At 74.5% G+C, this 25,810-nt stretch carries 16 protein-coding genes; 3 read left to right on the top strand and 13 right to left on the bottom strand.

Features of this window, described 5'->3' with window-relative positions:
* Positions 1-30: 30 nt before the first annotated feature.
* From FED44_RS18265 to aceB, 11 genes are all read right to left on the bottom strand, one after another.
* On the bottom strand, positions 31-2,775 hold the full coding sequence (locus tag FED44_RS18265; protein WP_138461398.1) for a DUF6493 family protein: 2,745 nt from the start codon (positions 2,773-2,775) through the stop codon (positions 31-33).
* A complete protein-coding gene (locus FED44_RS18260) occupies positions 2,772-4,136 on the bottom strand; it encodes an SWIM zinc finger family protein (protein WP_138461397.1) in 1,365 nt (454 codons plus the stop codon). Before FED44_RS18260 ends, FED44_RS18265 begins: the two co-directional genes overlap by 4 nt.
* A gap of 80 nt (positions 4,137-4,216) precedes the next feature.
* Positions 4,217-5,239 carry a CU044_5270 family protein gene (locus FED44_RS18255; protein WP_138461396.1) on the bottom strand — a complete coding sequence of 341 codons (1,023 nt, stop codon included), beginning with the start codon at positions 5,237-5,239 and terminating at the stop codon, positions 4,217-4,219.
* A gap of 2 nt (positions 5,240-5,241) precedes the next feature.
* Positions 5,242-5,940 carry an RNA polymerase sigma factor gene (locus FED44_RS18250; protein ID WP_316246877.1) on the bottom strand — a complete coding sequence of 233 codons (699 nt, stop codon included), beginning with the start codon at positions 5,938-5,940 and terminating at the stop codon, positions 5,242-5,244.
* Between the two features lie 118 nt (positions 5,941-6,058).
* Positions 6,059-8,047, bottom strand: a complete 1,989-nt coding sequence (locus FED44_RS18245) for an FHA domain-containing protein (protein WP_138461395.1) — start codon at positions 8,045-8,047, stop codon at positions 6,059-6,061.
* Positions 8,048-8,151: 104 nt separating this feature from the next.
* A complete protein-coding gene (locus FED44_RS18240; RefSeq protein ID WP_117409311.1) occupies positions 8,152-8,388 on the bottom strand; it encodes a DUF2277 domain-containing protein in 237 nt (78 codons plus the stop codon).
* Positions 8,389-8,493: 105 nt separating this feature from the next.
* Positions 8,494-9,228 carry an IclR family transcriptional regulator gene (locus FED44_RS18235; RefSeq protein WP_244302042.1) on the bottom strand — a complete coding sequence of 245 codons (735 nt, stop codon included), beginning with the start codon at positions 9,226-9,228 and terminating at the stop codon, positions 8,494-8,496.
* Positions 9,225-10,502 carry a (Fe-S)-binding protein gene (locus FED44_RS18230; protein WP_138461394.1) on the bottom strand — a complete coding sequence of 426 codons (1,278 nt, stop codon included), beginning with the start codon at positions 10,500-10,502 and terminating at the stop codon, positions 9,225-9,227. Before FED44_RS18230 ends, FED44_RS18235 begins: the two co-directional genes overlap by 4 nt.
* Entirely contained in the window at positions 10,502-11,923 is a 1,422-nt protein-coding gene (locus tag FED44_RS18225; protein WP_138461393.1) for an FAD-binding oxidoreductase, read from the bottom strand. Before FED44_RS18225 ends, FED44_RS18230 begins: the two co-directional genes overlap by 1 nt.
* Positions 11,923-13,374: an FAD-linked oxidase C-terminal domain-containing protein gene (locus tag FED44_RS18220; protein ID WP_138461392.1), complete on the bottom strand. Its 1,452-nt coding sequence runs from the start codon at positions 13,372-13,374 to the stop codon at positions 11,923-11,925. Before FED44_RS18220 ends, FED44_RS18225 begins: the two co-directional genes overlap by 1 nt.
* A gap of 33 nt (positions 13,375-13,407) precedes the next feature.
* Entirely contained in the window at positions 13,408-14,997 is a 1,590-nt protein-coding gene (gene aceB, locus FED44_RS18215) for a malate synthase A (protein WP_138461495.1), read from the bottom strand.
* Between the two features lie 145 nt (positions 14,998-15,142).
* On the opposite strand from aceB, the gene FED44_RS18210 reads away from it, so the two are divergent.
* Positions 15,143-15,829, top strand: a complete 687-nt coding sequence (locus FED44_RS18210; protein ID WP_138461391.1) for a DUF4097 family beta strand repeat-containing protein — start codon at positions 15,143-15,145, stop codon at positions 15,827-15,829.
* Positions 15,830-15,883: 54 nt separating this feature from the next.
* Here FED44_RS18210 and FED44_RS18205 read toward each other — a convergent pair whose 3' ends face one another.
* Positions 15,884-17,242, bottom strand: coding sequence for an FAD-binding oxidoreductase (locus FED44_RS18205; protein WP_117409303.1), 1,359 nt, complete (start codon positions 17,240-17,242; stop codon positions 15,884-15,886).
* A gap of 153 nt (positions 17,243-17,395) precedes the next feature.
* On the opposite strand from FED44_RS18205, the gene FED44_RS18200 reads away from it, so the two are divergent.
* Entirely contained in the window at positions 17,396-20,743 is a 3,348-nt protein-coding gene (locus FED44_RS18200; RefSeq protein ID WP_138461390.1) for a BTAD domain-containing putative transcriptional regulator, read from the top strand.
* A gap of 52 nt (positions 20,744-20,795) precedes the next feature.
* Here the strand turns inward: FED44_RS18200 and FED44_RS18195 are convergent, their stop codons facing one another.
* The gene (locus FED44_RS18195) at positions 20,796-22,160 is read right to left on the bottom strand and encodes an FAD-binding oxidoreductase (protein WP_138461389.1); all 1,365 of its coding nucleotides are present in this window, start codon (positions 22,158-22,160) and stop codon (positions 20,796-20,798) included.
* 219 nt (positions 22,161-22,379) lie between these two features.
* Between FED44_RS18195 and FED44_RS18190 the strand changes: the two genes are divergently transcribed.
* Positions 22,380-25,757: an AfsR/SARP family transcriptional regulator gene (locus FED44_RS18190; protein ID WP_138461388.1), complete on the top strand. Its 3,378-nt coding sequence runs from the start codon at positions 22,380-22,382 to the stop codon at positions 25,755-25,757.
* Positions 25,758-25,810 lie beyond the last annotated feature (53 nt).

Below are 25,810 nucleotides of genomic sequence, written 5' to 3'. Positions count from 1 at the left end.
AGACGCCTTCCCGGCCGGCGCTGCCGCGTGTCATCCTGCGAGCTGGTCGCACAGGCGGGCGCATTCGCGGGCGAAGCGGCTTCGGCGGCTCGGCCGGCCCGTGGGGGCGTGCGCCGAAACGGCCGGGATTTCGCCGCGGGCGCCCACCCAGGCCGCCACGTCGGCGGCGAGCGCCACCGCCTCGGTCTGGGTGACGTTCGGCCGCTCTCCGGCGGAGGGCAGCAGATCCGGCAGCAGGGCCCGCAGGATCTCCCACACCTGCTCGTGCGCTCCCTGATGCGCGGCCTCCCGCAGGGACGCCAGCACCGGCCGGGTCTCGAACCAGGTGCGGCGCAGCAGCAGCGCGAGCTGACGGCCGATCGCCTCGGCGGGCAGGTCTCCCCGGCTCGTCATCCGCAGCAGCACCGGAACCGGGTCGGGGCGGCGATCGGCCAGGAAGTAGGCCATGATGAGCGCGGTCGCCTCCCCGAGCGGGCCGTCGGCGTCCGCCACCGCCTCCAGGTACGCCGGATACACCCCAGGGTGGTTCCACTGGTGGAGCAGGTGGGGCAGAAAGTTGACGGAGACGACCTCGCGATGCGACGGGAGGATCGACGGCCACGAGGCCATGACGTGGCCGTGATCGTCCCAGCGCCACTTCGACGGCTCGCGCAGCAGTTCGTCGATGAGGTGGTGCCCGGTCGGCTCCGCTCGCAGCACCGGCACCAGCCGCACCTGCTCGGCGTGTCCCGGGTCACGCTCCTCGAACAGGTACTCGTGCGCGTTCTCGATGTAGCCCCACTTCAGCCCCGCCTCGGGATCGGGCAGGCCGCCCTGGGCGAGCCAGGCGGCGACGGCCGGGGCCGCCTGTGATCGCACGTGCGCGGCGCGTTCGGCGGAGAAGGGATGGGTTCCCCTCGGCAGCCGCAGCAGCGCCTGCTGCAGGTCCGCCGGCAGCGGTTCCACGCCCGCGGCGGCGCACAGCTCCAGCCGGTCCACCAGCACGCGGGGGTCCAGGTGCCCGGTCATCACCGTCGGCGTCGCGAGCAGGACGGGTGGCAGCGTCCCTTCTCTCAGCGCCTGGTAGATCTCGTCGAGCCGGTGCAGCAGGAACATGTGCGGCGGGGAGACGTGCGCGGGTTCCGGCAGCCGGCTCCGCCGGCGGAGGTCCACCGCGGGGTCCGGTCTCTCCGGCTCGCCGAACAGCCGCCGGAGGGCCGAGTACGTGATGCCCACAAGGAGCCCCAGCCCGGCGGGTTCGGGATCGGGCACGCCGGGATCGGTACCGGGAGCGATCACCTCCTTCGCCAGGGCGGCGATCCAGGCGTCCGGATCGAGCCAGCTCTCCATGTCGTACAGGTGGGGAGAGAAGTCCTGGAAGACCGGGGCGAGCGTCGCGCGCAGAGCCGCGCGGTCCCGGCCCGCCCGCTCGACGAAGCCGGCGAGCCACTGCTCACGCGCCACCCACTCGCGAAGATCCCACGTGGTGTGATCCACCGACGGTGCGGGGAACGGGCCGGGCTCGGGGAGGACGGGCAGCGGAGCGGGAGTGAACGGCTCCGGCGTCCCCTCGGCCGTGACGTCGCCCCCGAACACCGCGGCGAGTTCCCGGCCGAGATCGGCGGGCAGCAGCGGTACCGCGTCGGCGATCGACTTCGCCCCCGCGCGGAACGCGGCGGCGTGTCTGAGCGCGATCCGGACGGCTCGCCGCCGTACGTCGTCGGAAGTGTGCGCCAACGCCGTGACGAGCGCGGGAGCCAGTTCGCCGGCGCGGGTGGGCCTCCGCCGCACCTCCTGGTCCAGCCGGCTCAGGCCGGCGCGGGCCAGCTTGGCCTCGGGCCTGAAGGTCAGCGCCTCGATCGCCTCCTGGACGTCGGCGTCGTCGTGGGGGCCGGTGCGGTCGACCTGGGTCAGGGCCAGCTCGGCGACCGGGCCGGGGGCGGCGGGGAGCAGTCGCAGATAGTCCCGGACCCGTCCGGCCGCCTCCTGCGGCGCCGGTTCGACCAGTTCGTGCAGGCGCACGAAGAAGCGCAGGTCCGCGGCGTCACCGCCGCGCAGGAACCGGCTCACGCAGCCGTCCAGGAGCTCCGCCCGCGACACGCGTCCGGTACGCAGGAGCCGCCCGATCAGGGAGAGCCAGGGGGTGGGCGAGGGCGTGAGCCGTTCCTCGCGCAGGGCTCGGCCCGCGCCCTCGGCCTCGAAGATCAGCGGCAACAGCGGGCCGAGCAGCGGATCGTCGTCCGCCGCCGGGCCGGTCAGCCACGCGACCACGAGCGGGTCGTGCGCGGGCGGCGTCACGCCGGAGGCCCGCAGCAGCGCGAGCACCAGCGGGGCGATCCGGACGTCGTCCGCCCTGCGGATCTTCCCGGCGAGCCGGGCCGCCACGTCGGCCTGCCAGCCGGCCGGACGGGTGACCAGCACGCGGACCACCTCGGCCGGGTCCGGGGCGGGCCCCCACTCCGGGTAGAGCTCGCGGCGGGTCAGCCAGGCCGCCGCGGCGGCGGGCCCGGAGATCGTCCCCGCGCCCGCGATCCGCAGCGGCGCGCCCAACTCGGCGAGGGCGCCCCGCACGGTCCGGCGGCGCTCCCAGGCGGTCCACCAGTCCTCGTCGAGGTCGTGAACCCCTCGGCTCCCATGGGTCATCCGTGTGGCGGTGTCCCGCATCTCCTTGAGGAGGCCCGGCAACCGTCTCGCCACCTCGGCGCGCTCGGCCTCGGTGAGCGCGATCACGCAGTCGGCCAGCGTCTTCGTCTCACGCGCGGCGACGAGGTCGCGCACCTCCTGCCAGGCGCTCATCGGGCCGTCTCCACGCCGGTCTCCACGCTGGATGGTCCAAGCGTGGTCCTCGCGACGATCCTGGCCGCGAGCACGTGCTTGCACGGCCCGCGTGAGCCGCGGTGGTCCCACCACCAGGGGCAGGTGCACGAGCCGTCGGTCAGGCCGACCTCCCGCACCCCGCCGTCGGTCCGTACGCGCGCCGTGTCGCCCGCGATCTCCACGGCGCCGGCCTCGGCCAGCGCCCGCGCGGACGTCAGCCGCGGGTTGAGGTGCTGCACGTGCTCCCTGTCGTAGGGCAGTTCGCGGTGGAAGTGCGCCGCCTCGTTCAGGTCGTAGCCGACTCGCCCGGCCGTGCCGAGCTGGGTGAGGGCGGCCCGCACGCGTGTGGTGGACAGCCCGGCGCGGTCGGCGAGCAGGCCGATCTCCACCTCGGGTTCGAAGTTGAGCAGCATGCCCACCACGTCGGCGTCGGCCTCGGCCTCGTCGGTGGCGAGGTCGGCCAGCACCGCGCCCTCGCCGGAGAAGCCGCGCCAGCGCTCCGGAGACAGGACCAGCGTGTAACGCATTCCGGGCAGCTCCAGCTCCCACGCGCTCGACGCCGGGCCGCCGGGCGCGGCCGGGCCGTAGACCTTGAGGCTTCTGACGAAGCGGAGCAGGGGCAGCAGCGTCGCCAGGCGGCCGACGCCGGACAGGCACACCGCTCCCGGGCTGGGCCGGTCGGTGACCCGCAGGTCGCGGCCCGCGGGCGCGACCCACAGGTCGGCCGCCGCCCGCTTGGGCAGGGACCGCAGGAACCGCACCGCGCTCATCCCCTGGAGTTCGGCCCGAAGGTCCATGCGCGCCGCGATCACCTGCACCTCGGCGAAGCCCCGCAGCCACCGCTCCGGCAGCGGAACCTTCTTCTCCACCACCGCGCCGTCCAGCGTGGTCACGGTGAGCTCGTCGGCGCCGACCCCGAGGTGCAGCGGGTCGCGCGCGCCCACCCGGGCCAGCGCCTCCCGCAGCGGGCCGTTGACGTCGACGTTGGTCGTCCCCCGGTCGAACACCTCGCCGTCGAGGGCGCCGCCCAGCAGGTCGAGCCGGGCGTACACGCCGCCGCAGGCGGAGAACGACTCGAAGCGCAGCCGGTCGCCGCCGCACGTGACGACCGGGTCGCGCGTCCATCCCGGACGCGGCTGGTGATAGCGGGTGAGGGCCACGTCGGCCACGCCCAGCAGGGCCGCCGCCGCGGGCGCCGCCTGGGTCACCACCCCGCTGAAGAACCTGGGCGCGAGGGCCGGGCCGCTCAGGGCCCTGCCGCCGGACGTCGACAGCCCGAGACGTCCGTCCACCAGCATCGAAGGCGCGGCGTAGCTGTACGCCTGCGTCGCGTTTGTCATGTGCCGGAGGCTAGAGATCACCACCGACAATTCGCGCCCGCGGAGCCCGCCGGGCGTTCGGCCGGCTCCGCGGGCGGGGATCAGAGGCAGCCGCCGTGAGGGTCCTTCACCTCGGGCGCGGCGTCGTCGACCGTGACCTCCAGCTGGGCGGTGGAGGCCACCAGGCTGCCCACGGGCGCTCTGGCCTCCCGCGCGTCCACCACGACGCCGCGCTCGCCGAGCAGCTCGTACGTGGCCGGGTCGAAGATGATCTCCTCGCGCACGCCGCGGGAGACCCGGCCGACGCCGATGCCGGTCCGGCCCGCCGCGTCCTCCACGTCCTCGCTGACCGTGACCCCGGGGATCGTCGCGGCGGCCTTGAACAGCGCCGCCCGCTGCGGCGCCGGCACGTACGTCTCCCGCAGCAGGTCGCCCACGGCCGTCCACGCCCCCGCGTCGGACGGGAGGTCGCCGTGCGGCCGGGCGTACAGGTGGGACCGCATCTTCTCCGGGTCCGAGGGCAGCTTCTGCAACATGGTGTAGGCGGTGTCGCTCACCTTGTCACAGGCCGGTAGCCCCAGCCACTCCGTGCCCTTCTCCCGGTACGCCTCCGGGGGGATCGGCCACCCCGGATAGGCGCGGGGCTCCAGATGTTCGATCTTGAGCGCGCCGTCCCTGGTGCCGTCGGCGGACAGCCAGATCGTCCGCTTCGTCCGGTAGAGGTAGCGGGACTCCTTCTCGTTCTCGCCGACTATGGAGGCTTCGTACATCGTCTGCGAGCCGACCTTGACGAACTGGTCGTCGCGCGGGGACAGGTCGGTCACGGCGCGGGCCGCCCTGCCCAGCACCTCCTCCGCCGACATGGCCGACAGCTTCGGCAGGGTCACGACCACCTCGCCGGCCCGGGTCGGGGGGGCGGGCCGGCCGGGCCCGGTGGCGGCGACGGCGACGACGCCCGCCCCGGCGAGCAGCGCGGCCCCGCCCATCAGGAGCGCGTACGGGCGCGGGCGGACCGGCGGCCTGCCCGGGCCGGTCAGCCGCCGCCGTACGGCCGCCTTGGCGGCCAGGGAGTAGGGGGGCGCCTGCGGCCGCTCACGGGCCACCAGGTCGATCTCGTCGATCACGGTCAGTCCTCCTGGGGAAGATCGAGATGGCGGCGCAGCTTCGCGCGTACGCGGTGGAGGCGCGAGCGCACCGTGCCGATGGGGATCCGCAGCGCCTCGGCCGCCTCCTCGTAGGAGAGGTCGGCCCACGCGACCAGCAGGAGCAGGTCGCGTTCGGCGGAAGAGAGCCGCGCCAGGGCGGCCGCGAGCGCGGGCCGCAGCGCGGCGGCGCTCGCCCGCTCCGCTCCGCGCTCCTCCTCGTGGGCGCCGCGTTCGCCGGCGTCGTGCGGGGCGCGGGCCAGTGCCCGCAGACGGCGGACCTCCGCCCGGCGGTGCCCGGAGATGAGGTTGCCCGCGATGCCGTACAACCAGGGCCGGGCGTCCGGCCGGGACGTGTCGTAGCGGTGCCGCTTCCGGAACGCCACGAAGAACGTCTCCGCGGTCACGTCGTCGGCGTGCTCGGGGCCGAGACGGCGGCCGGCGTAGGCGTGGATCTCGTCCGCGTGCCGGTCGAAGACGCCGGCGAACCGCTCGGGCGCGCGCAGCGACGCCTCGATCAGCCGGGCGTCGCTCGGCTCGTCGTCGCGCGGCTCGTCGCCGTTCACGCCGGGATACGTCGCCGGGGCGTGCTCCGGCCCGCTGTCTTTCGCCTCGTCGTCGCCGGGCCGGGGACCCGCCGCGGCCGAGGGGAGGCGTGTGCCGCCGGGGACCGTCCTCACCACCCGTTGTATCCGTTCATAGGGGATTTCCTTCCACGGGCGCCGACGCGCCCTTCACCCCTACTCCGCCGGACGGCCCGGGCCGGTTCCGTGGTTCTCGGAGCCGGTGTCCGAGGCGTTGTCAGCCGGAGGGCAGCGTGTCACCCGGTCCTCCGGCGACCACCCCGGGCCGCCTGTTCTGCCCGTCCGCCTGTCGCGTGACCAGCGGCCTCTCGGCGGGGGGCGGCACGGCGGACGCCGCGGGGGGCGCCGCCGCGGAGACCGGCTGGTCGAAGATGTCGATGTCGACCTCCTCGCCGCCGACCGTCAGCGTCTCCCAGGCTCCGCTGACCAGCAGGGTCCGCAGCGTCTCGGTCCGCAGCTCGCGCAGGTGCCGGAGGAGGGTCGCGTCGTCGGGCATGCCGGGAATGCGTGGGGACAGGCGGTCGCGGATCTGCCGCAGGCGCTCCATCAGGGCCTCGATGTCCGCGTCCCTGTCCGAACCGGCGCCGCCCTCCTCGATGCCCTGGACGATCGTGTCCTTGATCGCCCGGGTGACCCCCTGCTCGTCGGTGGTCACCATCGCGTTCCACGCGCGGCTCTTGTGCCGGTACTGCAGCATCGACATCGCGGCCTCGTGCCGTACGAAGTCGGCGTCGCGGAACGGCCTGCCGCGCCAGTTGCGGTTGAGCGACCGGGCCAGCGAAATGGCCGACGCGAGCCCGCTGTTGAGACCCCGCCCGGGCCAGAAGTGGATCGCGTTGGCCGCGTCCCCCAGGAGGAAGCCGTACGTGCCCGGGGTGGTGGACGTGGGGGAGTACAACCGGGCGGTGAACCGCGGCCGCTGCACCATGTCGAGCCGGAAGGCGGTCACCGCGCTCACGTCGCCGTCGGCGACGCCGAAGAGCGCGAGCCCCTCCTTCGCCCGCCTCCACAGTGCCGAACCCCTGATCAGGGCGGGCAGGAACAACGTGTGGTGGGTCGAGCAGTGGAAGTCGCCGTCCTCGGTGCGCTCCATGAGGCAGGGACTGGAGGCGACGCACTCCTCGAACACGTGCCGGACGGGGTCGATGCCGACGACCTCCGCGGCCTCGTCGTCGGTGAGGCGCATGTTCAGGAAACCCTCGCCGCGCAGCGAGTTCAGGAGGAACCGGTTCTGCGCCACGGTCAGCAGCACGATCGCGGGGTCCGGCAGGGCGGACTTCACCCGTATCCCGAGCACCACGTCCTGCACGTGCCGGCCGTCGAGCGAGAAGATCGAGTCGTCGGCCCGGCCGAACCTGTCGGTGAAGTGCTCGCGGGTCCGCGAGCGCCCTCCCTCGCAGATGGCCAGCACGTGGTCCCTGGCCACGGTGTCGTGGCGCTCCGCGGGGTCGAATCTCTCCGGCACCAGGCGGATGCGGGCGGACCTCTCGTTCGCCATCTCCAGCAGGGTGTCCTCGATGTAGGCGATGCGGATGTTCCGCGGGCCGTGGCCGCGGATCGAGTCCGGACCGGCCGGCCACATCTCGCTGTAGGACCCCTCGGTGAACAGCCGCGCCTGGACGTCCTCCGGAAGGTTCAGATACTGGCGGCTCTGCACCGTCACGACCTGCTGCCGCCGGTTGTTGCCCTGCGCGGCGTTCTTCCACACGATCCGCGACCCGTCCTCGGTCCAGCGGCCGTCGTAGATCGTGATGGCGACCCGGTGCCCCATGAGATGTTCGAGGAGCAGGGCGAAGGCCAGCCCGACGGGCCCGCCACCGGAGACGGTGACGTGCAGGACCTGGTCCGGTTCGACGTCCGGGACCGACCGGCGGAACCGCTGCATCAGGGAGGTGTCCATGACCGTCTCGGAGTCGTCGAACGCCTCGAAGCGGAACGTCTCCCCTCCGATGGCGATCGTGTCGCCGGGCCGGAGCACATGCGTGGTGACACGCCTGCCGTTGACCAGCGTCCCGTTGCTGCTGCCCCGGTCGCGCAGCACGTATCCCTCGGCCTCGCGGCGCACCTCCGCGTGGAAGCGGGAGGCCCGTTCGCTCGTGATCACGACACTGTTGTCGCCTCTGCGGCCGAAGGTGATCGGCTTGTCGTCGATCGGGAAACGCTGGCCGGCCAGGGGACCTTCATGCCCGACGATCGCAGGTGGCACCGGTCCGCCCCCTCTCCCTCGGAAACGCCGATGCGATCATTTATCGTGACACGCTTCCCGGCTGCGGCAAAGCGTTCCAGTCAGGACGGGCAGGCCGCCGCCTCTCATCCCTGTGCGGTTGAGGCGGAAGCGGGCGTCCCGCGGACCCGCAGGGACGCGAGGAGTTCGGCGCTGGCCCGCGTGATCTCCTCCACGGCGTGGTCGAACGCCTCGGCGTTGTGCGCGGCGGGCGCGCGGAACCCGGAGACCTTCCGCACGTACTGCAGGGCCGCCGCCCGGATGTCCTCCTCGGTCACCTCGTCGGTGAAGGGCGGGCGCAGGGTCTTGATGCTTCGGCACATGAGCCCATACTGGCCCATCCGGCGCGGTCCGGTCAGGAGCGTCGAGCCACGAACGTCGAGTCATGAGCGTCGACGAGTCACGAGCGTCGAGTCAGCAGCGTCGGGTCAGGAGCGGAAGACGGCGGTGCCGAAGTCCTCGGCGACCTTGCGCAGCATCGCGGCCAGTTCCTCGCGGTCGATCGCGTCGATGCGCTCGGCCGGGCCCGACACCGACAGCGCCGCGAAGGTCCGCCCTCCGTCGTGGACCGGCACGGCCATGCAGTGCACGCCGCTCTCCTCCTCGCCCAGGTCCAGCGCGTACCCCCGGGCGCGGACCCGGCCGAGCTCCGCCAGCATCTCCTCCGTCACCGTGATCGTCCGGTCCGTACGGCGGGGCAGGCCGGTGCGCCGGAACACCGCCGCCGCGTCGGCGCGCCCGGCCAGCAGCGCCTTGCCCACGGCCGTGCTGTGCGGCAGCACCCGGCGGCCGACCTCGGCGAACATCCGCAGCCTGCGCGGCGAGGGCACCTGGGCCACGTAGACGACGAAGTCCCCCTCCAGCACGGCGAGGTTGGCCGTCTCCCCGGACAGCTCGACCAGCCGGGTGAGGTAGGGCTCGGCCCAGACCGCCAGCATCCGCTCCGCGACCCCGCCGATCCGCACCAGCGCGCCGCCCAGGGCGTACCGCCGGTCGGACTCCTGCCGGACGTACCCCCGGGCGAGCAGCGTCTGTAACAGCCGGTGGATCGTCCCGTACGGCAGGCCGGTCCGCGCCGCGATCTCCGACAGACCGGCCTGGCCGCCCTGCTCCGCCAGGGCCTCAAGGACGTCAAGCGCCCGGTCGACGCTCTGCACGCTCACCGCTTCGTCCTCGCCTTCCCGGCTCCCGGAGATCGTCCCAGCACGCCGGGATCGAGGCCGCGCAGCGAGGCGTCGAGCACCTCGGCCGTGTGCGCGACCCGGATCTCGCCGCCGCCCGCCCTGCGGACCGCCGCCGCGATCTGCATGGAACATCCCGGGTTGGCCGACACCAGCACCTCAGCGCCGGTCGCGAGCACGCGCTCCGCCTTGCGGTCGCCGAGTTCCCTGGCCGCCCGCGGCTGGAAGAGGTTGTAGGTGCCCGCCGACCCGCAGCAGATCGCCGCCTCGGCGACCTCTCGCAACTCCAGCCCGGGCACGGCGCGCAGCAGGTCGCGCGGCTGCGCGCGTACGCCCTGGGCGTGGGCCAGGTGGCAGGCGTCGTGGTAGGCGACCGAGACCGGCAGCGGGCGCCGTTCCGCGGCCGGTCCGAGCTCGGCCAGGAACTCCGCCAGGTCGCGGATGCGCAGCGCCCCGGCACGCGCCGCCCAGGCCGGATCGTCCGCGAGCACCTCGGCGTAGGTCTTCATGCTCGACCCGCAGCCGGCGGCGTTGACGACGACCGCGTCCACATCCGCCCGCCCGAACACCGCGACCGTGCGGCGGGCGAACCGCCTCGCCTCGGCCTCGCGGCCGGAGTGCAGCGACAGCGCGCCGCAGCAGCCCTGCCGGGGCGGGATCACCACGTCGCAGCCCTCCAGCGCGAGCACCCGCGCCGTCGCCGCGTTGACCTGCGGGAAGAACTCGCCCTGCACGCAGCCGGTGAGCAGCCCGACCCTGGCCCTGCGCGGCCCCCTCGCCCGCACCAGCGGCGGCAGCCGTACGGGCCGGGGGACGACGGCGGGGGCGAGTTCGGCCATCGCGCCGAGGGAGGGGTTCACCCGCTCCAGGAACGGCTGGAGACGCCTGCCCAGCCGCATCGGCAGCCGCATCGCCCGCAGTCTGCGCCGGTAGGGGAACAACGCGAACACCAGGGCCCTGACCGCCCGCTCGTCCGGGCGGCGCACGTGCTCCCGCTCGACCACGGCCCTCGTCTGCTCGATCAGCCGGTCGTACCGCACCCCGGACGGGCACGCGGTGACGCACGCCATGCAGCCCAGGCAGGCGTCGAAGTGCCCGGCCATCGCGCCGGTGAGCGGAGTGCCCTCGGTGTGCTGCCCCATCAGGTGGATGCGCCCGCGCGGCGAGTCCATCTCCTCGCCCCACAGCACGTACGTCGGACAGGTGGGCAGGCAGAACCCGCAGTGCACACAATCCTTGATCAGCTCGGGGTCCATCAGATCCCTCCGACGAAGCGGCCGGGGGACAGCCGGCGGCCGGGGTCGAACCGTTCCTTGACCCGGCGCATCAGCGGCAGCGCTCCGACGCGCCCCCACCGGTCGAGGCGGCGTGCGGCCTCCCGTGGGGCGCAGAGCACCACCACGCGGCCCTCGTCCTCCATGTGCGCGCGCAGTTCACCGGTGAAGGCGGCGACGAGGCCGGGCTCGGTGTCCGGCGGCAGGGCGACGTGGAGCACCTGCGCGGCCAGGGAGCCGCGTACCGCCGGACGGACGTCCGCGGCGCGGGCCGCCCAGAAGGGGCCGACGAAGCTCCCCGCCAGCCGGGAGGGGATGTTCCGCACCTCCAGCAGGATCTCCCCGCCGCTGGACGCCCCACTGTCGGATGCCGCGCCGGTCAGCACCGCGGCTTCCGCGTCGCGCGGCCCGGCAGGCTCCGGCGCCTCGGCGGGCGGCCCGGACCCGGCTCGCCAGGACGGCTCGGGCAGGCGTCCCCACCATGGAGGCGGCTCCTCGGTCACCTCCGCCGTGCCGCCCATCAGCGCGGACAGGGCCTTGGCACGCTCGGCCGCGGCGGTGCCCTCCAGCAGGACCGCCACCGTGCAGGGACCGTCCACGTCGGGCCAGTCGACCTCCACGGCGCTCGGCTCCAGCGGCGACTCGGTGCTCGCCGGCACCATCGCCCGCAGCGCGGCGGCCACGTCGGTGGAGGTGGTGTCGAACGTCCTCCCCTCGTACACATAAGGCTCGACGGTCTCCGTCACCGGGCGCGCGACGGACGCCGTCACCCAGGCGCGGGCGGCGGGCAGGGGACGCAGGCGGAAGGTCGCGTCCGCGATGACGCCGAGGGTGCCGTACGAGCCGGTGAACAGCTTGCCGAGGTCGTATCCCGCGACGTTCTTGACGACCTTCCCGCCGGACCTGGCGATCGTGCCGTCGGCCAGCACGACCGTGATCCCGATGAGCAGGTCGCGGGCCGTTCCGTGGCGGAACGCGCGCGGCCCGGCGATCCCGGTCGCCAGCAGCCCGCCGACCGTGGTGCCCGGCACCGGCACGTCGAGCGCGAGTTCCTGGTTCTCCGCCGCGAGGGCGTCCGCCAGTGCCTCCGTGGTCACCCCGGCCTGGACCCGTACGACCAGGTCGCCCGGGGTGTACTCCAGCACCCGGTCCATGCGGCTCAGTTCCACGAGCACGTCGCAGCGTTCCGGCGGGGTGCCCCAGTGGAGCTTGGTCCTGGCGCCCGTCGCGACGGCCGCCAGGTCGTGCGCCGCGCAGGCGCGCAGGACGGCCGCGATCTCCTCGGCCGACTCGGGCAGCGTCACCCAGCGCGGCCGGACGCCCGCGACCTCGTCCCCGTCGCCCGCCTCGCGCACCGCGACGCCGGTCGCCGCGAGCGCGTCCGGCGTCCGCTCGCCGCGCATCAGAACTGCTCCGCGAGGCCGGCCTCGACCAGCGGGTGCACGCCCGTGCGCACTCCCGGCGCCTCCCCGCACAGCCGGGGGGTGGGGAAGACCTTGCCGGGGTTGGCCAGGCCCTCCGGGTCGAAGGCGCACCGGAGAAGCTGCATCGTGTCCAGGTCGTCCTCGGTGAACATCCGGGGCATGTACCGGGATTTGTCCACTCCCACGCCGTGCTCCCCGGTGATCGAGCCGCCGTGCTCGACGCACAGGTCGAGGATGCGCCCGCTGACGGTCTCGGCGCGCTCGCGCTCACCCGGAACGGCGTCGTCGAACAGCACGAGGGGGTGGAGGTTGCCGTCTCCCGCGTGGAAGACGTTCGCCACCCTGATCCCGTACTCCTCCTGCAGCCGGTCGATGCCCGCGAGCACGCGCGGCAGCGCGGTCCGCGGCACCACCCCGTCCTGCACGATGTACGCCGGGCTGATCCGGCCGACGGCCGCGAACGCCGACTTGCGGCCCTTCCAGATCGCCGCGCGCTCCTCGCCGGAGGCGGCCGTCCGGATCTCGAAGGCGCCGCTGTCGCGGCAGATGCGTTCGACGGCCGCGAACTGGTGCTCCACCTCGGCGCGCGGCCCGTCCAGCTCGACCACCAGCACCGCTCCCGCCCCGGCCGGGTAGCCGCAGTGGACGGCGGCCTCCGCCGCCTCGATCGCCAGCGCGTCCATCATCTCGATCGCCGCCGGGACCACGCCCGCCGCGATGATCGCCGACACCGCGTGCCCACCGGCCTCGATGCCGGTGAAGGCGGCGAGCAGGGTCGTGACCGCCTCCGGCGCCCTCGACAGTCGTACGGTGATCTTCGTCGCGATGCCGAGGGTGCCCTCCGAGCCGACGAACGCGCCGAGCAGGTCGTAGCCGGGATCGCCGGCGGACAGCTCCACGACGTCCCCGTCGGGCGTGACGATCTCGGCGGCGAGCACGTGGTTCACCGTGAAGCCGTACTTGAGGCAGTGGGCGCCGCCCGAGTTCTCCGCCACGTTCCCGCCGATCGAGCAGACCTGCTGACTGGAGGGGTCGGGGGCGTAGTAGTAGCCCTGGTCGCGGACCGCCTCGGTGATCGCCAGGTTGGTCACGCCGGGCTCCACCACGGCCCGGCGGTTGGGGACGTCGATCTCGACGATCCGCCGCATGCGGGAGGTGACGACCAGCACGCCGTCTGTGCGGGGGAGCGCGCCGCCCGACAGGCCCGTGCCCGATCCCCGCGCGACGAACGGCACGCCGTGCTCGCGGCACAGCCGTACGACGGCCGCGACCTGCTCGGTGGTCTCGGGCAGCACGACCACGCCGGGGACGGCCCGGTGGACGGTCAGCCCGTCGCACTCGTAGGTGCGCAGCCGCACCGGGTCGGTCACGACGGCGTCCGGCGGGAGCACGGCGGTCAGCCGCTCCGTCAGCCGTTCGAGCACGGACATCGGCTCCCGCCGCCCCTCACGTCGTCCCGCCCCTCACGGCATCCGCGCGTACGCGGGAAGCGTGAGGAACTCCGCGAAGTCGTCGTCAAGGGCGACCTCCTTGAACAGTGCCGTGGCCTGCCGGTAGAGCTCCTCGTCGTAGCCCGGTCCGGCGGCGATGCCGGCGAGCTCCTCCTCGATGATCCGCTCGACCAGCTCGCGTGTCACCACCTCGCCCGTGTCGGCCAGCGTGATGTCGTTGTGGATCCACTGCCAGACCTGGGACCGGGAGATCTCGGCGGTCGCCGCGTCCTCCATGAGGTTGTGGATCGCCGCGGCGCCGTTGCCGCCCATCCAGGCCGCGAGGTAGCGCAGGCCGACGTCCACGTTGCCGCGCAGCCCCGCCTCGGTGATCTCGCCGGGGGTCTTGGACACCGACAGCAGGTCCTCGGCGGTGACGTTGACGTCCTCGCGCAGCCGGTCGAGCTGGTTGGGCCGGTCGCCGAGGACGCCGTCGAACACCTCGCGGCAGATCGGGACGAGGTCGGGGTGGGCCACCCAGGAGCCGTCGAAGCCGTCGCCCGACTCGCGCGTCTTGTCGGCCCGCACCTTCTCCAGCGCGACCCTGTTGACCTCGGGGTCGCGGCGGGACGGGATGAAGGCCGCCATGCCGCCGATCGCGTGCGCGCCGCGCCTGTGGCAGGTGCGCACCAGCAGTTCGGTGTAGGCCCGCATGAACGGCGCGGTCATCGTCACCGCGTTGCGCTCGGGCAGCAGGAACTCCCGGCCCCGGGTGCGGAACTTCTTGATGACGCTGAACAGGTAGTCCCAGCGGCCGGCGTTGAGGCCCGCCGAGTGCTCGCGCAGCTCGTAGAGGATCTCCTCCATCTCGAACGCCGCCGGGTACGTCTCGATCAGCACGGTCGCCCGGATCGTGCCCCGGGGGACGCCGAGCAGCTCCTGGGCCCGGACGAACACGTCGTTCCAGAGTCGCGCCTCCAGGTGCGACTCCATCTTCGGCAGGTAGAAGTAGGGCCCGCGGCCCTTGCCGAGCTGCCGCGCGGCGCAGTGGAAGAAGTAGAGCCCGAAGTCGAGCAGTGACGCGGACATATCGGCGCCGTCCACCAGGATGTGCTTCTCCGGCAGGTGCCAGCCGCGCGGGCGGACCACGACCGTGGCCAGCTCCGCGTCCGGCCGCAGCGCGTACGTCTTGCCGCCCGACTCGAAGTCGATCGTACGGTCGAGGGCGTCGCGCAGGTTGAGCTGCCCGTTCACCGTGTTCTCCCACGTCGGGGAGTTGGCGTCCTCGAAGTCGGCGAGCCAGACCTTGGCGCCCGAGTTGAGCGCGTTGATCGTCATCTTCCGGTCGACCGGACCGGTGATCTCGACCCTGCGGTCCTCCAGTCCCGGCGCGGGCGGGGCGACCCGCCACTCCGACGTGCGGACGTGGGCGGTTCCCGGAAGGAAGTCGAGCGTGCCCCCCGCGGACAGCTCCGCCTGCCGTGCCCGGCGGGCGGCGAGCAGCTCCCGCCGCCGGGGATTGAACTCGCGCTGCAAGGTGGCCACGAAGCCGAGGGCCTCGGGGGTGAGGATCTCGTCGAACCGGTCCAGCAGGGGCCCTGTGATCTCGACGCCTTCCACCATTTCCACCCTCCGGAAAAGTAATTCTGAATGGTGGAATCGACGCTACGTCAGGGTGCGGCCGGGGGTCAACGTGAGGGCCGCACCAGGGATGCCCTAGGGCCTTCCCCGATGGGAGAGGGCGCACGCGTGCCGGAGGATCGGGAGCATGAAGAACACAACCCTGGCCGTCGCGGGGGCCGCCCTGGGCCTGAGCCTGACCGTCGCGGCGTGTGGCGGGCCGCTGGGCTTCGGCGGGCAGCAGGCCGTGCAGTCCTACGACGTGGCGGACGCGGTGACCCTCGTCGACACGCACACCGGGTCGGGCGACATCGTGGTGAGCGAGAGCGACAGGTCCGGCATCCACGTGACCGAGACCCTGCACTGGTGGGGGAACAGGCCGAAGACCGAGGACGGGCACTCCGTGGACGGCGGCACGCTCGAGCTCAAGTACAAGTGCGGCCGGTGCTCGGTGGACTACAAGGTGGAGGTGCCGAGAGGGCTGACCGTCAAGATCGACACCGGTTCGGGGGACCTGACCCTGCGGAACCTGACCGGCCAGGTCGAGGCCTCGACCGGCTCCGGGGACGTCGACGCCCGTGGTCTCGCCGCGAAGGAGGTCAACGCCAAGACCGGGTCGGGCGACGTCACGCTCCGCTTCACGGCGGCCCCCGCCGAGGTGCACGCCGTGACGGGCTCGGGCGACGGCAAGGTCTGGCTGCCGGACGGCGCCTACAACGTCGACGCGACGACGGGGAGCGGCGAGCGCCGGGTCGACTTCGCGGAGAACGACTCGGCGCCGCACACGATCGTCGTCAGGACGGGCTCGGGCGACGCCGAGGTACGCAAGCTCTGACCGCCCCCGCGACCGACCCTGTGACCGACCCGACGACCGGCCCTGCGGCCGGTGCTACGACTGGGCTGACACCGGCTTGTTGCTGCGGAAGACGCCGTGCGGGTCCCGGCGGCGCTTGATCTCGCGCAGGCGGGCCAGCGTCTCCGCGTCGAAGGCGGAGGCGGCGGTCTCGTCCGCGTGGAGGTAGGTGAACGGCTTGCGGCCGGTCGTGTGCGGCGCCATGGAGCGGGCGATCTCCGCCAGCCGCGCGTGCACCGCCCGCCCGCCCTCGGGCGACATGATCGGCCCGATCATGCCCAGGAGGTACGGCTCGGCGACGTGCCCGCAGGCGCCGCCGGCGGGGGCCGGCCGGCGCAGCGCGCCGCCCAGGTGACGCACCTGCACGGAGGCCAGCGGCGCGATGTCGCCGAGGGCGGCGAGCAGGTCGCCCGCCACGACGTCGTCGAGACCGGTCAGCAGCTCGCCGCGGCCCGCGCCGGGCACCGGATGCGTCGGCTCGGCGCAGATGCCGCCGAGTGCGTCCAGCGGCATGGCGGCACGGCTGTCGAGCAATACACCGGGAACGTCCTCGAACCGCCGGAGCAGGGCGCGTCCCTCCTCCTCGTCGCCGAGGAACGTGGTGTCCACCGCGACCGCGGCCAGGCCGCGCAGCGGCTCGGGGACCTGGGGCACCGGGGGGAACCTCACCATCGTGAACCAGACGGTCAGCTCCGCGGGGGCGCCGGCCGTCACCTCCCGGAACGCGGCGAGCAGCTCGGGCGCCCGGTCGGCGGGCCACAGCATCCGTCCTCCGTACAGCCGGGGGGCGGGGTGCAGGTCCAGCTCGACCGCGGTCACCAGCGCGAAGTCTCCGCCGCCGCCGCGCAGCGCCCAGAACAGGTCGGCGTCGGAGTCCGCCGTGACGCGGGCGGGCACGCCGTCGGCGCCGATCGTCTCGAAGGCGCGCACGCTGTCGGCGGCCCAGCCGTACCTCCGGGCGAACCAGCTCAGCCCGCCGCCGAGGGTGTAGCCCACGACGCTCACCACGGGAGAGCTTCCGGGCAGGCCGGTCAGCCCGTGCTTGCCCGTCGCCGTGAGCAGCTCGCCCCACTGCACGCCGGCCTCGACCCTGGCGACGCGGCGCTCCGGATCGACCTCCACACCGCGCAGCCGGCCGGTGCGCACCAGGATCGTCCCGTCCAGGTCGGTCGTGGCGCCGTGCCCGCCCGGCTGGGCCGCCACGGCCAGGCCCGCCAGCGCCGCGTGCCGGACGACGACGGCGGCGTCGGCAGCGTCCTCGATCTCCACGACCGCCCGGACCCGCTGGTCGACCGCCCGGTTCCAGGGCAGCCGGGCGGTCTCGAACGTCTCGTCGCCGGGCACGTGGACCCGGCCGCGCACCACGCGCCGCAGATCGGTCTCCAAGGTGGACATGCTCGTCCTTCCGCTCAATGTTCCGGGGAGTCGGAGGACATCCTGACCGGGAAGGCTTGCGGGCGATTAGGAAACGGCTAGTCGCGCGCTGTTCGTGCGGTGGCGAGTCCGGCAATACGCTACGAACCGGACCCTCCGCTCTCTTGGGGAAAAATGGACTTTCGCCTGTTCGGCCCGCTGGAGGTCGTCGACTCGTCCGGCCGTGCCGTCGACGTCGGCACACCCAAGCGGCGCGCCGTGCTGGCCATGCTCGCCCTGGAACCCGGCCGCGTCGTCGCGCTCGACCGCCTCATCGACGAACTGTGGTCGGGGGAGGCGCCGGCCAGCGCCACCGGGACCCTGCAGGCGTACATCTCCCAGCTCCGCCGGACGCTGGAGCCCGGCAGGGCGCCGCGCACGCCGCCGCGGGTCCTGCTCACCCGCGAGCCCGGCTACCTGCTGGACATCGCGCCGGGTCAGGTGGACCTGGTCCGCTTCGCCGCGCTCGCCGAGGACGGCCGCCGGATGCTGGCGAGGGGCGCGCCCGGCGAGGCGGCCGACCTGCTGCGACGCTCCCTGGAGACGTGGCGCGGCGAGCCGCTCGCCGAGTTCACGGCGTACGAGTTCGTCCAGCCGGTGGTCGCGCGGCTGGCGGAGCAGCGGGCCGCGGTGACGGAGGACTGGTTCGAGGCCCGGCTGGCGCTCGGCGACGCGGCGTCGTGCGTGCCCGACCTCGAACGCCTGGTGAAGGATCACCCGTACCGGGAACGGCTGTGGGGCCTGCTCGTGCTCGCCCTCTACCGGTCGGGCCGGCAGGCCGACGCCCTCGCCGCGCTGCGCAGGGTCCGGGCGCTGCTGGACGAGGAGCTGGGCCTGGAGCCAGGCCCAGAACTGCGCCGGCTGGAGCAGGCCGTCTTCGGCCAGGCGCCCGAGCTCGGCGGCGCCGGGCCCGCCTTCCTCGGCCCGGCCGCCGAGCCGGGGACGGCGGTGCCGCCCGGGACGGTGGCGGTGCCCGTCGTCCACGCCGGGCTGGTCGCCCGGCGCGAGCAGACCGGCCGCGTCGCCGCTCGGCTCGCCGACACGCGGCGGGGGCGCGGTGGCGTGCTGCTGGTCGCCGGGGAGGCGGGCCTCGGCAAGACCCGTCTGGCCGAGGCCGCGGCCGACGAGGCGGCCGCCCTGGGGATGACGGTCGCCTGGGGCCGCTGCGCGGAGGACACCGGAGCACCCGCGTTCTGGCCCTGGCTGGGGGTCCTGCGCGACCTCGGCCAGGACCGGCGGGCGGACGTGGCGGACGCGCTCGCCACCCTGTCCGGAGGCCCGCCCGGTGACGCCCCGGCCGAGGCGGCGGGCGCCGCGGCGGGCGGCGACGACCCCGGCAGGGCACTGTTCGAGCTGCACGAACGCGTGACCGCCGTGCTGGGGGCGGCGGGTCCGGCGCTGCTCGTCCTCGACGACCTGCACTGGGCCGACGCGTCTTCCCTGCGCCTGCTCGCCTTCGCGGCCGGGGAGCTGCACCGGTCGCCGGTGCTGGTGCTGGCGACGATCCGCCCCGAGCCCGGCGGCGACCCGGAGCAGCTTCGCGACACACTGGCCGCGCTCGCCCGCGAACGCGGCGTGGAGCGGCTCACCCTGCCGCCGTTCACACGGGAGGACGTCGCCGCCTACCTCGCCGGGCGGGACCTGCCGGGCGGGCGGCTCGCCGCGCTGCTCCACGAGCGCACCGGGGGCAACCCCTTCTACCTGCGCGAGCTGATCCGGCTGCTGGACAGCGAGCACCGGCTGGACGCCGCGTCCCTCGGCGTTCCCGAAGGAGTGCGCGAGGTCATCGGCCGCCGCGTCGGACGGCTGCCGGAGGAGACCCGCGCGTTGCTGGAGGCGGCCGCCGTGCTGGGCCGGGAGGTGAGTTTCGACGCGCTGGAGGCCGCCTGCGGCCTGGGCGCGGAGGAGGTGATGCTGCGCCTCGAACCGGCCGTGGCGACAGGCCTGCTCGTCGAGGTGCCCGGCGGCTTCGACTACCGGTTCTCGCACGCCCTCGTGCGCGACGCCCTCTACGCGGGGCTCGGCCGGGTGCGCGCGGCGCGGCTGCACCTGCGCACCGGGGAGGCGCTGGAGAGCCTTCCGGGCGTGGAGGTGTCCGTCCTCGCCCACCACTTCGTGGCGGCCTCCCGGGCGGGCGGCGCCGCCAAGGCCGTGGAGTACGCCGTCCGGGCCGCCCGGCAGGCCGCGGCCCGCTGCGCGTACGACGAGGCGGCGGACTGGTGGGACAGGGCCCTCGCCGCGCTCGGCCCGGGGGACCCCGCCCGGCGCTGCGCGCTGCTGGTGCGCCGCGGCGAAGCACTGCGGGCGGTCGGCGACGTCGCCGGGGGGAGGAAGGCGCTGGAGGAGGCGATCGTGCTCGCCGCGGATATCGGCGAGCGCGCGACGCTGATCGAGGCCGTCACCGCGTTCGGCGGCATGTCGGTGTGGAACTGGCGCCACTACGGCGTCGTGGACGGCGAGACGGTCGCCCTGCTGGAGCGCCTGCTGCGGGAGCCGCTGGGCGACGTGGAGCGCGCCACCCTGCTGGGCACCCTCGGCCTGGAGCTGTACTACTCCCCGCGCAGGGCCGAGGGGGAGCGGCTGGCGGCCGACGGCGTGCGGCTGGCCCGCCGCACCGGCGACCCCCGCCTGCTGGCCCGCTCGCTCAACAACTACCTGGTCGCCGCCTGGGTCACCGAGAGGGAGGACGAGCGCCGCCGCGCGGTCGAGGAGATGCTCGCCCTGCCCCTCGACCCGCCGGCGGAGGCCGTCGCCCGGGTCTTCCGCATGGCCCACCTGCTGCGGGCCGGCGAGCTCGCGGAGTGGGACCGCGACCTGGCCCGCTGCGCGCGGCTGGCGGACGAGATCAGGCGGCCCGAGATGACCGGGATGGCCCGCATCGCCGAGGCAGCCGGCCGCACGATGCGCGGCGACTGGGCGGCTGCCGAACGCCTCGCGGAGGAGTTCACCTCGCTGATCGCGGGTTTCAGCATGTGGGGCCTCGACTACCCCGGCTTGATCACCCTTTACACCTGCCGCCGCGAGCAGGGCCGGGCGGGGGAGGTGGCCGACCGGCTCGTGTCCCGGGCGCACGACCCCGACATGGTGCCGCTGCGCCCGGTCGCCGCGCTGGCCGCCCTCGACGCGGGCGACACCGCCCTCGCCCGGAGGCTGGCCGAGCGCTGGGGTGGCGAGATCCGCGACGACTGGACCACAGAGTTCCTCGTCGTCGTGTGGGGCCACCTCGCCGCCCGGCTCGGCGTGCCCGATCCCGCCGCCCTCTACCGCAGGCTCGCGCCGTACGGGGAACGGCTCGTGGTGAGCGGCATGGGCGGCGCCGGATGGGGCTCCACCCACCTGGTCCTGGCCGGACTCGCGGACGCCACGGGCGGGCGCGACCTCGCCCTGGGTCACGCGCGGCGGGCGCACGAGACGCACCTGCGCCTGGGCCTGGACCACTGGGCCGGACGGAGCGCGCGTCTCCTCGGCGAGCTGGGTGACTGAGCCGCCGTCACTCGGGCTGTCGTCACCCGGGTCGTCGTCACTCGGGCCGTCGTCATCCGAGGACCGGGTGGTTGCCGGCGAGCACGCCGTCCGGGTCGCGGCGGCGCTTGATCTCGCGCAGCCGGGCCAGGATCTCGGCGGGGAAGGCGGACGCGGCCGGCTCTCCGTGGCCGAGGAAGGTGAAGGGCCTGCGGCCGCTCGCGGCCCTCGCCACCGCCGCGGCGACGGCCGACTGCCGTTCGCGGATCGCCTCCTCCATGCCGGGCGCCGCGAGCACGCCGAGCGCGCTCAGCAGGTACGGCTCCGCGATGTGGCCGCAGGCGCCGCCCTTCTCGTCCACCCGGGCGAGCGCCCCGCCGAGGTGGCGGATCTGCACGGAGGCGAGCGGCGCGACGGTGCCGGGCCCGGCGGCGGCCAGCATCGCCGCCGCGGTGGCGTCGTCGAGCCCGTGGAGCAGTTCCGAGCGCAGCAGCGCGGGCGTCGGATCGGTCGGCTCCGCGCAGATGTCCGCGAGGTTCGCCACCGGCATCCGGCCGCGCGTGTCGAAGATCGGATCGGGAATCCGGTCGAACCGGTGCAGCAGGGCGCGCGCCTCGTCCGGGTCGCCGAGGTAGGTGACGTCGACTGTCACGGCCGACAGGCCGCGCAGCGGCTCGGGCAGCTCGGGCAGCGGCGGGAACTGCAGCAGGTGGAACCAGACGGTCAGCTCCTCCGGCGCCTCCGCCGTGACGGCGCGGAAGGCGGCCAGCACCTCCGCGGCCCGCTTGGCCGGCCACAGGATCCGCCCGCCGTACAGCACGGGAGCCGGGTGCAGGTCGAACTCCATCGCGGTCACCACCGCGAAGTCGCCGCCACCGCCGCGCAGGGCCCAGAACAGCTCCGGGTCGCTGCCGGCCGTGACGGTCGCCTGCTCGCCGGAGGCGTCCACGACCTCGAACGCGCGCACGCTGTCGGCGGCGAAGCCGTACCTGCGCCCGAACCAGCTCAGGCCGCCGCCCAAGGTGAAGCCGGTGGCGCTGACGACCCCCGTGCTGCCCGCCAGCGGCGTCAGCCCGTGCTCTCCGGCCGCGGTGAGCACCTCGCCCCACGAGACGCCGGCCTCCACCCGCGCCACCCGCTTCCCGGGGCGTACGGTGAGCCCCCGCAGGTTCCCCGTACGCAGCAGGATCGCGTCGTCGAAGGCGGCGGGGGCGTGCCCGTTCGGCTGGGTGGCGACGCGCAGCCCGGCGAGCCCCGCGTAACCGACCACGGCCGCGACGTCCTGGGCGTCCCGCGCCTCGACGACCGCCGCGACCCGCTGGTCGACGGCCAGGTCCCAGGGGCGGCGGGCGCCATCGAAGCCCTCGTCGCCGCGCGTCAGCACCCGCCCGCGCACCACCCGGCGGAGATCGGCGCCGAGCGCCTCGATCTGGTTCATGTCTTCCCCTCCACGTCGTGGGTTCCTCCTGCGGAACCACCGTGCGGAACCACCGTGGAACACGGGGATTGGGGCAGGGATGAGCGCTGCTTGAAGACCGTCCAAGTCGCTCCCAAGTGCCGCGCCCGACATTGACAGAAATGGACCGTTCCGGTTGGGCTTGTCCTGGCTCTACGCTTACATCCGGCGATCAGGGGAGAGCGATCGGAGCACGTGGCCATGAACTCGCTGTCCTTCCGGCTGCTGGGCCCCTTCGAGGTGATCGACGGTGACGGCCGCGTTCTCGACCTCGGCCCGCGCAAGCAGCGGGCGGTGCTCGCCGTCCTCGCCCTGGACCCCGGAAGGATCGTGTCCCTCGACCGGCTGATCGACGAACTGTGGGCCGGGGAGCCGCCCTCCAGCGCCACCGCGACGCTGCAGTCGTACGTGTCGAACCTGCGCAAGGCGCTGGAGCCGGGACGCAGACCGCGCACGCCCCCCGCCGTGCTGCTCACCCGCGAGCCCGGCTACCTGCTGTCGGTCGCGCCGATCCAGGTCGACCTCGCGCGCTTCGTCTCCTGGGTGGAGGACGGCCGCAAGGCGCTCGGCCGGCGCGAGCACGCCGCCGCGCTCGGGCTGCTCGACCGGGCGCTGGAGACGTGGCGGGGCGAGCCGCTCGCCGAGTTCGCGTCCTACGAGTTCGCCCAGCCGGTCATCGCGCGCCTGGGCGAACTGCGGGCGGTGGCGGTCGAGGACCGGTTCGACGCCCGGCTCGCCATGGGCGACGGCGCGTCCTGCGTGGCCGACCTGGAGCGGCTGGTCGAGGCGTATCCGTACCGTGAGCGGCTGTGGAGCCTGCTCGTCCTCGCCCTCTACCGGTCGGGCCGGCAGACCGACGCGCTCGGCGCGCTGCGCCGGGTGCGCGCCCTGCTCGACGAGGAGATGGGCCTGCAGCCCGGCCCGGAGCTGCGGCGGCTTGAGCAGGCCGTGCTGGAGCAGTCGGCGGCCCTGGACGCGCCCGCGCCCCCGGAGGCGGCCCTGACCACGTCCGCGCCCCCACAGGCGCCCGCCGTGACGCGGCGGCCGGTCGCCGCCGCGCCGTCCCCGCACTCGCCGTCCCCGCAGCCCTCCGCGCAGGCGTTCATCGCCCGCGAGCAGGAGCTCGCCCGTCTCGGCGAGCGGCTCGGCGCCGTACGGCGGGGCCGCGGCGGCGTGCTGCTGGTGACCGGTGAGGCGGGGATCGGCAAGACCAGGCTCGCCCAGCTCGCCGCCGAGGAGGCCGAGGCACGCGGCGTCGCGGTCGTCTGGGGCCGTTGCGTGGAGGCCGAGGCCGCTCCGCCGTTCTGGCCCTGGCTGCAGGCGCTGCGCGAGCTGGGGGAGCGGGGCCGGGCCGCGGCGCGGCTCCTCGCGGGCGAGGGCGCCGACGCTCCGGCCGACCCCGAGGCCGCGCTCTTCGAGCTGTACGAGGGCGTGCTGGCCGCACTGGCGCGGTCCGGCACGCCGACGCTGGTGGTGCTGGACGACCTCCACGCGGCGGACGCGGCCTCGCTGCGGCTGCTCGGTTTCCTCGCCGCCGAGCTGCACCGCAGGCCCGTGCTGGTGCTGGCCACCGTACGGCCGGAGCCGGGCAGGGAGCCCGAGCGGCTGCGTGACGCGCTCGCCGCCCTCACCCGCGAGCCCGGCGCGGAGCGCCTCACCCTCAGGCCGTTCACCGCCGAGGACGTCGCGGCGTTCCTGCGGCGGCACGACCTGACCGACCCCGCGCTCGCCGGCCTGCTCTACCGGCGCACCGGCGGCAACCCCTTCTACCTCGGGGAGCTGCTGCGGCTGCTCGGCAGCGAGCACCGGCTCGACGCCGCCTCGCTGGGCGTGCCGGAAGGCGTCATGGAGGTCATCGGGCGGAGGGTCGCGCGGCTGCCCGGGCCCACCACGGAACTGCTGCGCCGAGCCGCCGTCCTGGGCCGCGACGTCAGCCTCGACGTGCTGGAGGCGCTCACGCGGACCCCCGCGGAAGAGGTGATGTCGCTGCTGGAGCCCGCCGTCGCCGTCGGCATCCTGGCCGAGGCGCCGGACGGCTTCGACTACCGCTTCTCGCACGCGCTGGTGCGCGACGCGCTCTACGCCGGGCTCGGCCGTCTCGACAAGGCCCGGCTCCACCTGCACGTGGCGGAGGCCCTGGAGTCCCTGCCGTCGGCGCTCCCCGGCGGCGACGGGACGGCGCGCCTGCCCGTCCTCGCCCACCACTTCGCCATGGCGGCGCGCGTCGGCGGAGCCGACAAGGCCGTCGGCTACGCCGCCCGGGCGGCCAGGCAGGCCACCGCGCAGCGGGCGTACGACGAGGCGGTGGAGCTGTGGGAGAAGGCGCTACTCGCCCTCGGCAGGCGCGACCCGGCCCGGCGGTGCCGCCTGCTGATCGAGCTGGGCCGGTCGCTGCGCGTCGTCGGGGACGCCCTGCGGGCACAGGCGGCACTCGAGGAAGCCATCGAGCTGGCGGAGGACACGGGCGACCGGAAGGCCCTGGTGGAGGCCGTGGCGGTGTTCGGCACCCTCAGCGTCTGGAACTGGCGGTCGTACGGCGTGGTCGACGACCACACGGTCGCCCTGCTCGAAAAGCTGCTGGCGGGCCCGCTGGACGACGCCCACCGGGCGGCGCTCCTCGGCACCCTCGGCATCGAGCTCAACTACGGGCCGCGCCGGGCGGAGGGCGAGGCGATGGTGGTGGAGGCCCTGGAGATCGCCCGGAGGATAGGCGACCCCGCCCTGCTCGTCCAGGTGCTCAACAACTACATGATCGCGTCCTGGGTGCCGGAGCGGGAGGACGAGCGCCGCCGCGCCGCCGATGAGATGCTCGCGGTGCCCGGCCTGCCCGCCACGGCCGAGATCGTGGCCCGGGTACGCCGGATGTCGTGCCTGTTCAGGGCGGGGGAGCTGGCCGAGTGGGACCGGGATCTGGCCCGCGCCAAGCACCTGCTGCAGGAGGTCAGAAGCTCTGAGCTGACGGCCATGGTCCGCATCGCCGAGGCCGCGCGGCTGACCCTGGAGGGCCGCTGGGACGAGGTCGAGGACCTCGCCGGCGAGCTCGGCGAGGTCTTCGGCGACAGCAGCATGTGGGGCCTGGGCGTCGTGCGGCCGACCATGCTCTACGCCTGCCGGCGGGGACAGGGCAGGGTCGCCGAGATCCTCGAGGAGATCGTCACGGCGGCGTCCCAGCCGCGCAACGACCCGCTGCGTCCCGTAGCCGTGCTCGCGGCTCTCGACGTGGGCGACCGCGAGCTGGCCGCGAGCCTGGTCGCCCGATGGGGCACGACGATCCCCGACGACTGGTCGGGGGAGTTCGTCGCCGTCGTCTGGTCGTACGTGGCGGCTCAGCTCGGCGTCCCCGATCCCGAGGGCCTGTACGACAGGCTGGCGCCGTACGGAGACCGCCTGGCCCTGCACGGCCACGGCACGGCCGGCTGGGGCTCCATCCACCAGGCGCTGGCGCTGCTGGCGGAGGCGACGGGAGACCGGGAGCGGGCCCTGGACCACGCGCGCCGGGCCCACGAGACCCACCTCCGCCTGGGACTGGACTACTGGGCCGGGCAGAGCGCGCGACTCCTGGATCGGCTCCGGGCATAAGGGAGTGCGTCACTCCCGGGCCTCGTGTCACCATCGACAGAAGACGCCCGTGC

Source organism: Microbispora triticiradicis (assembly GCF_005864065.1).
Classification (GTDB): domain Bacteria; phylum Actinomycetota; class Actinomycetes; order Streptosporangiales; family Streptosporangiaceae; genus Microbispora; species Microbispora triticiradicis.
This window is presented reverse-complemented; position numbering and strand designations above follow the sequence as displayed.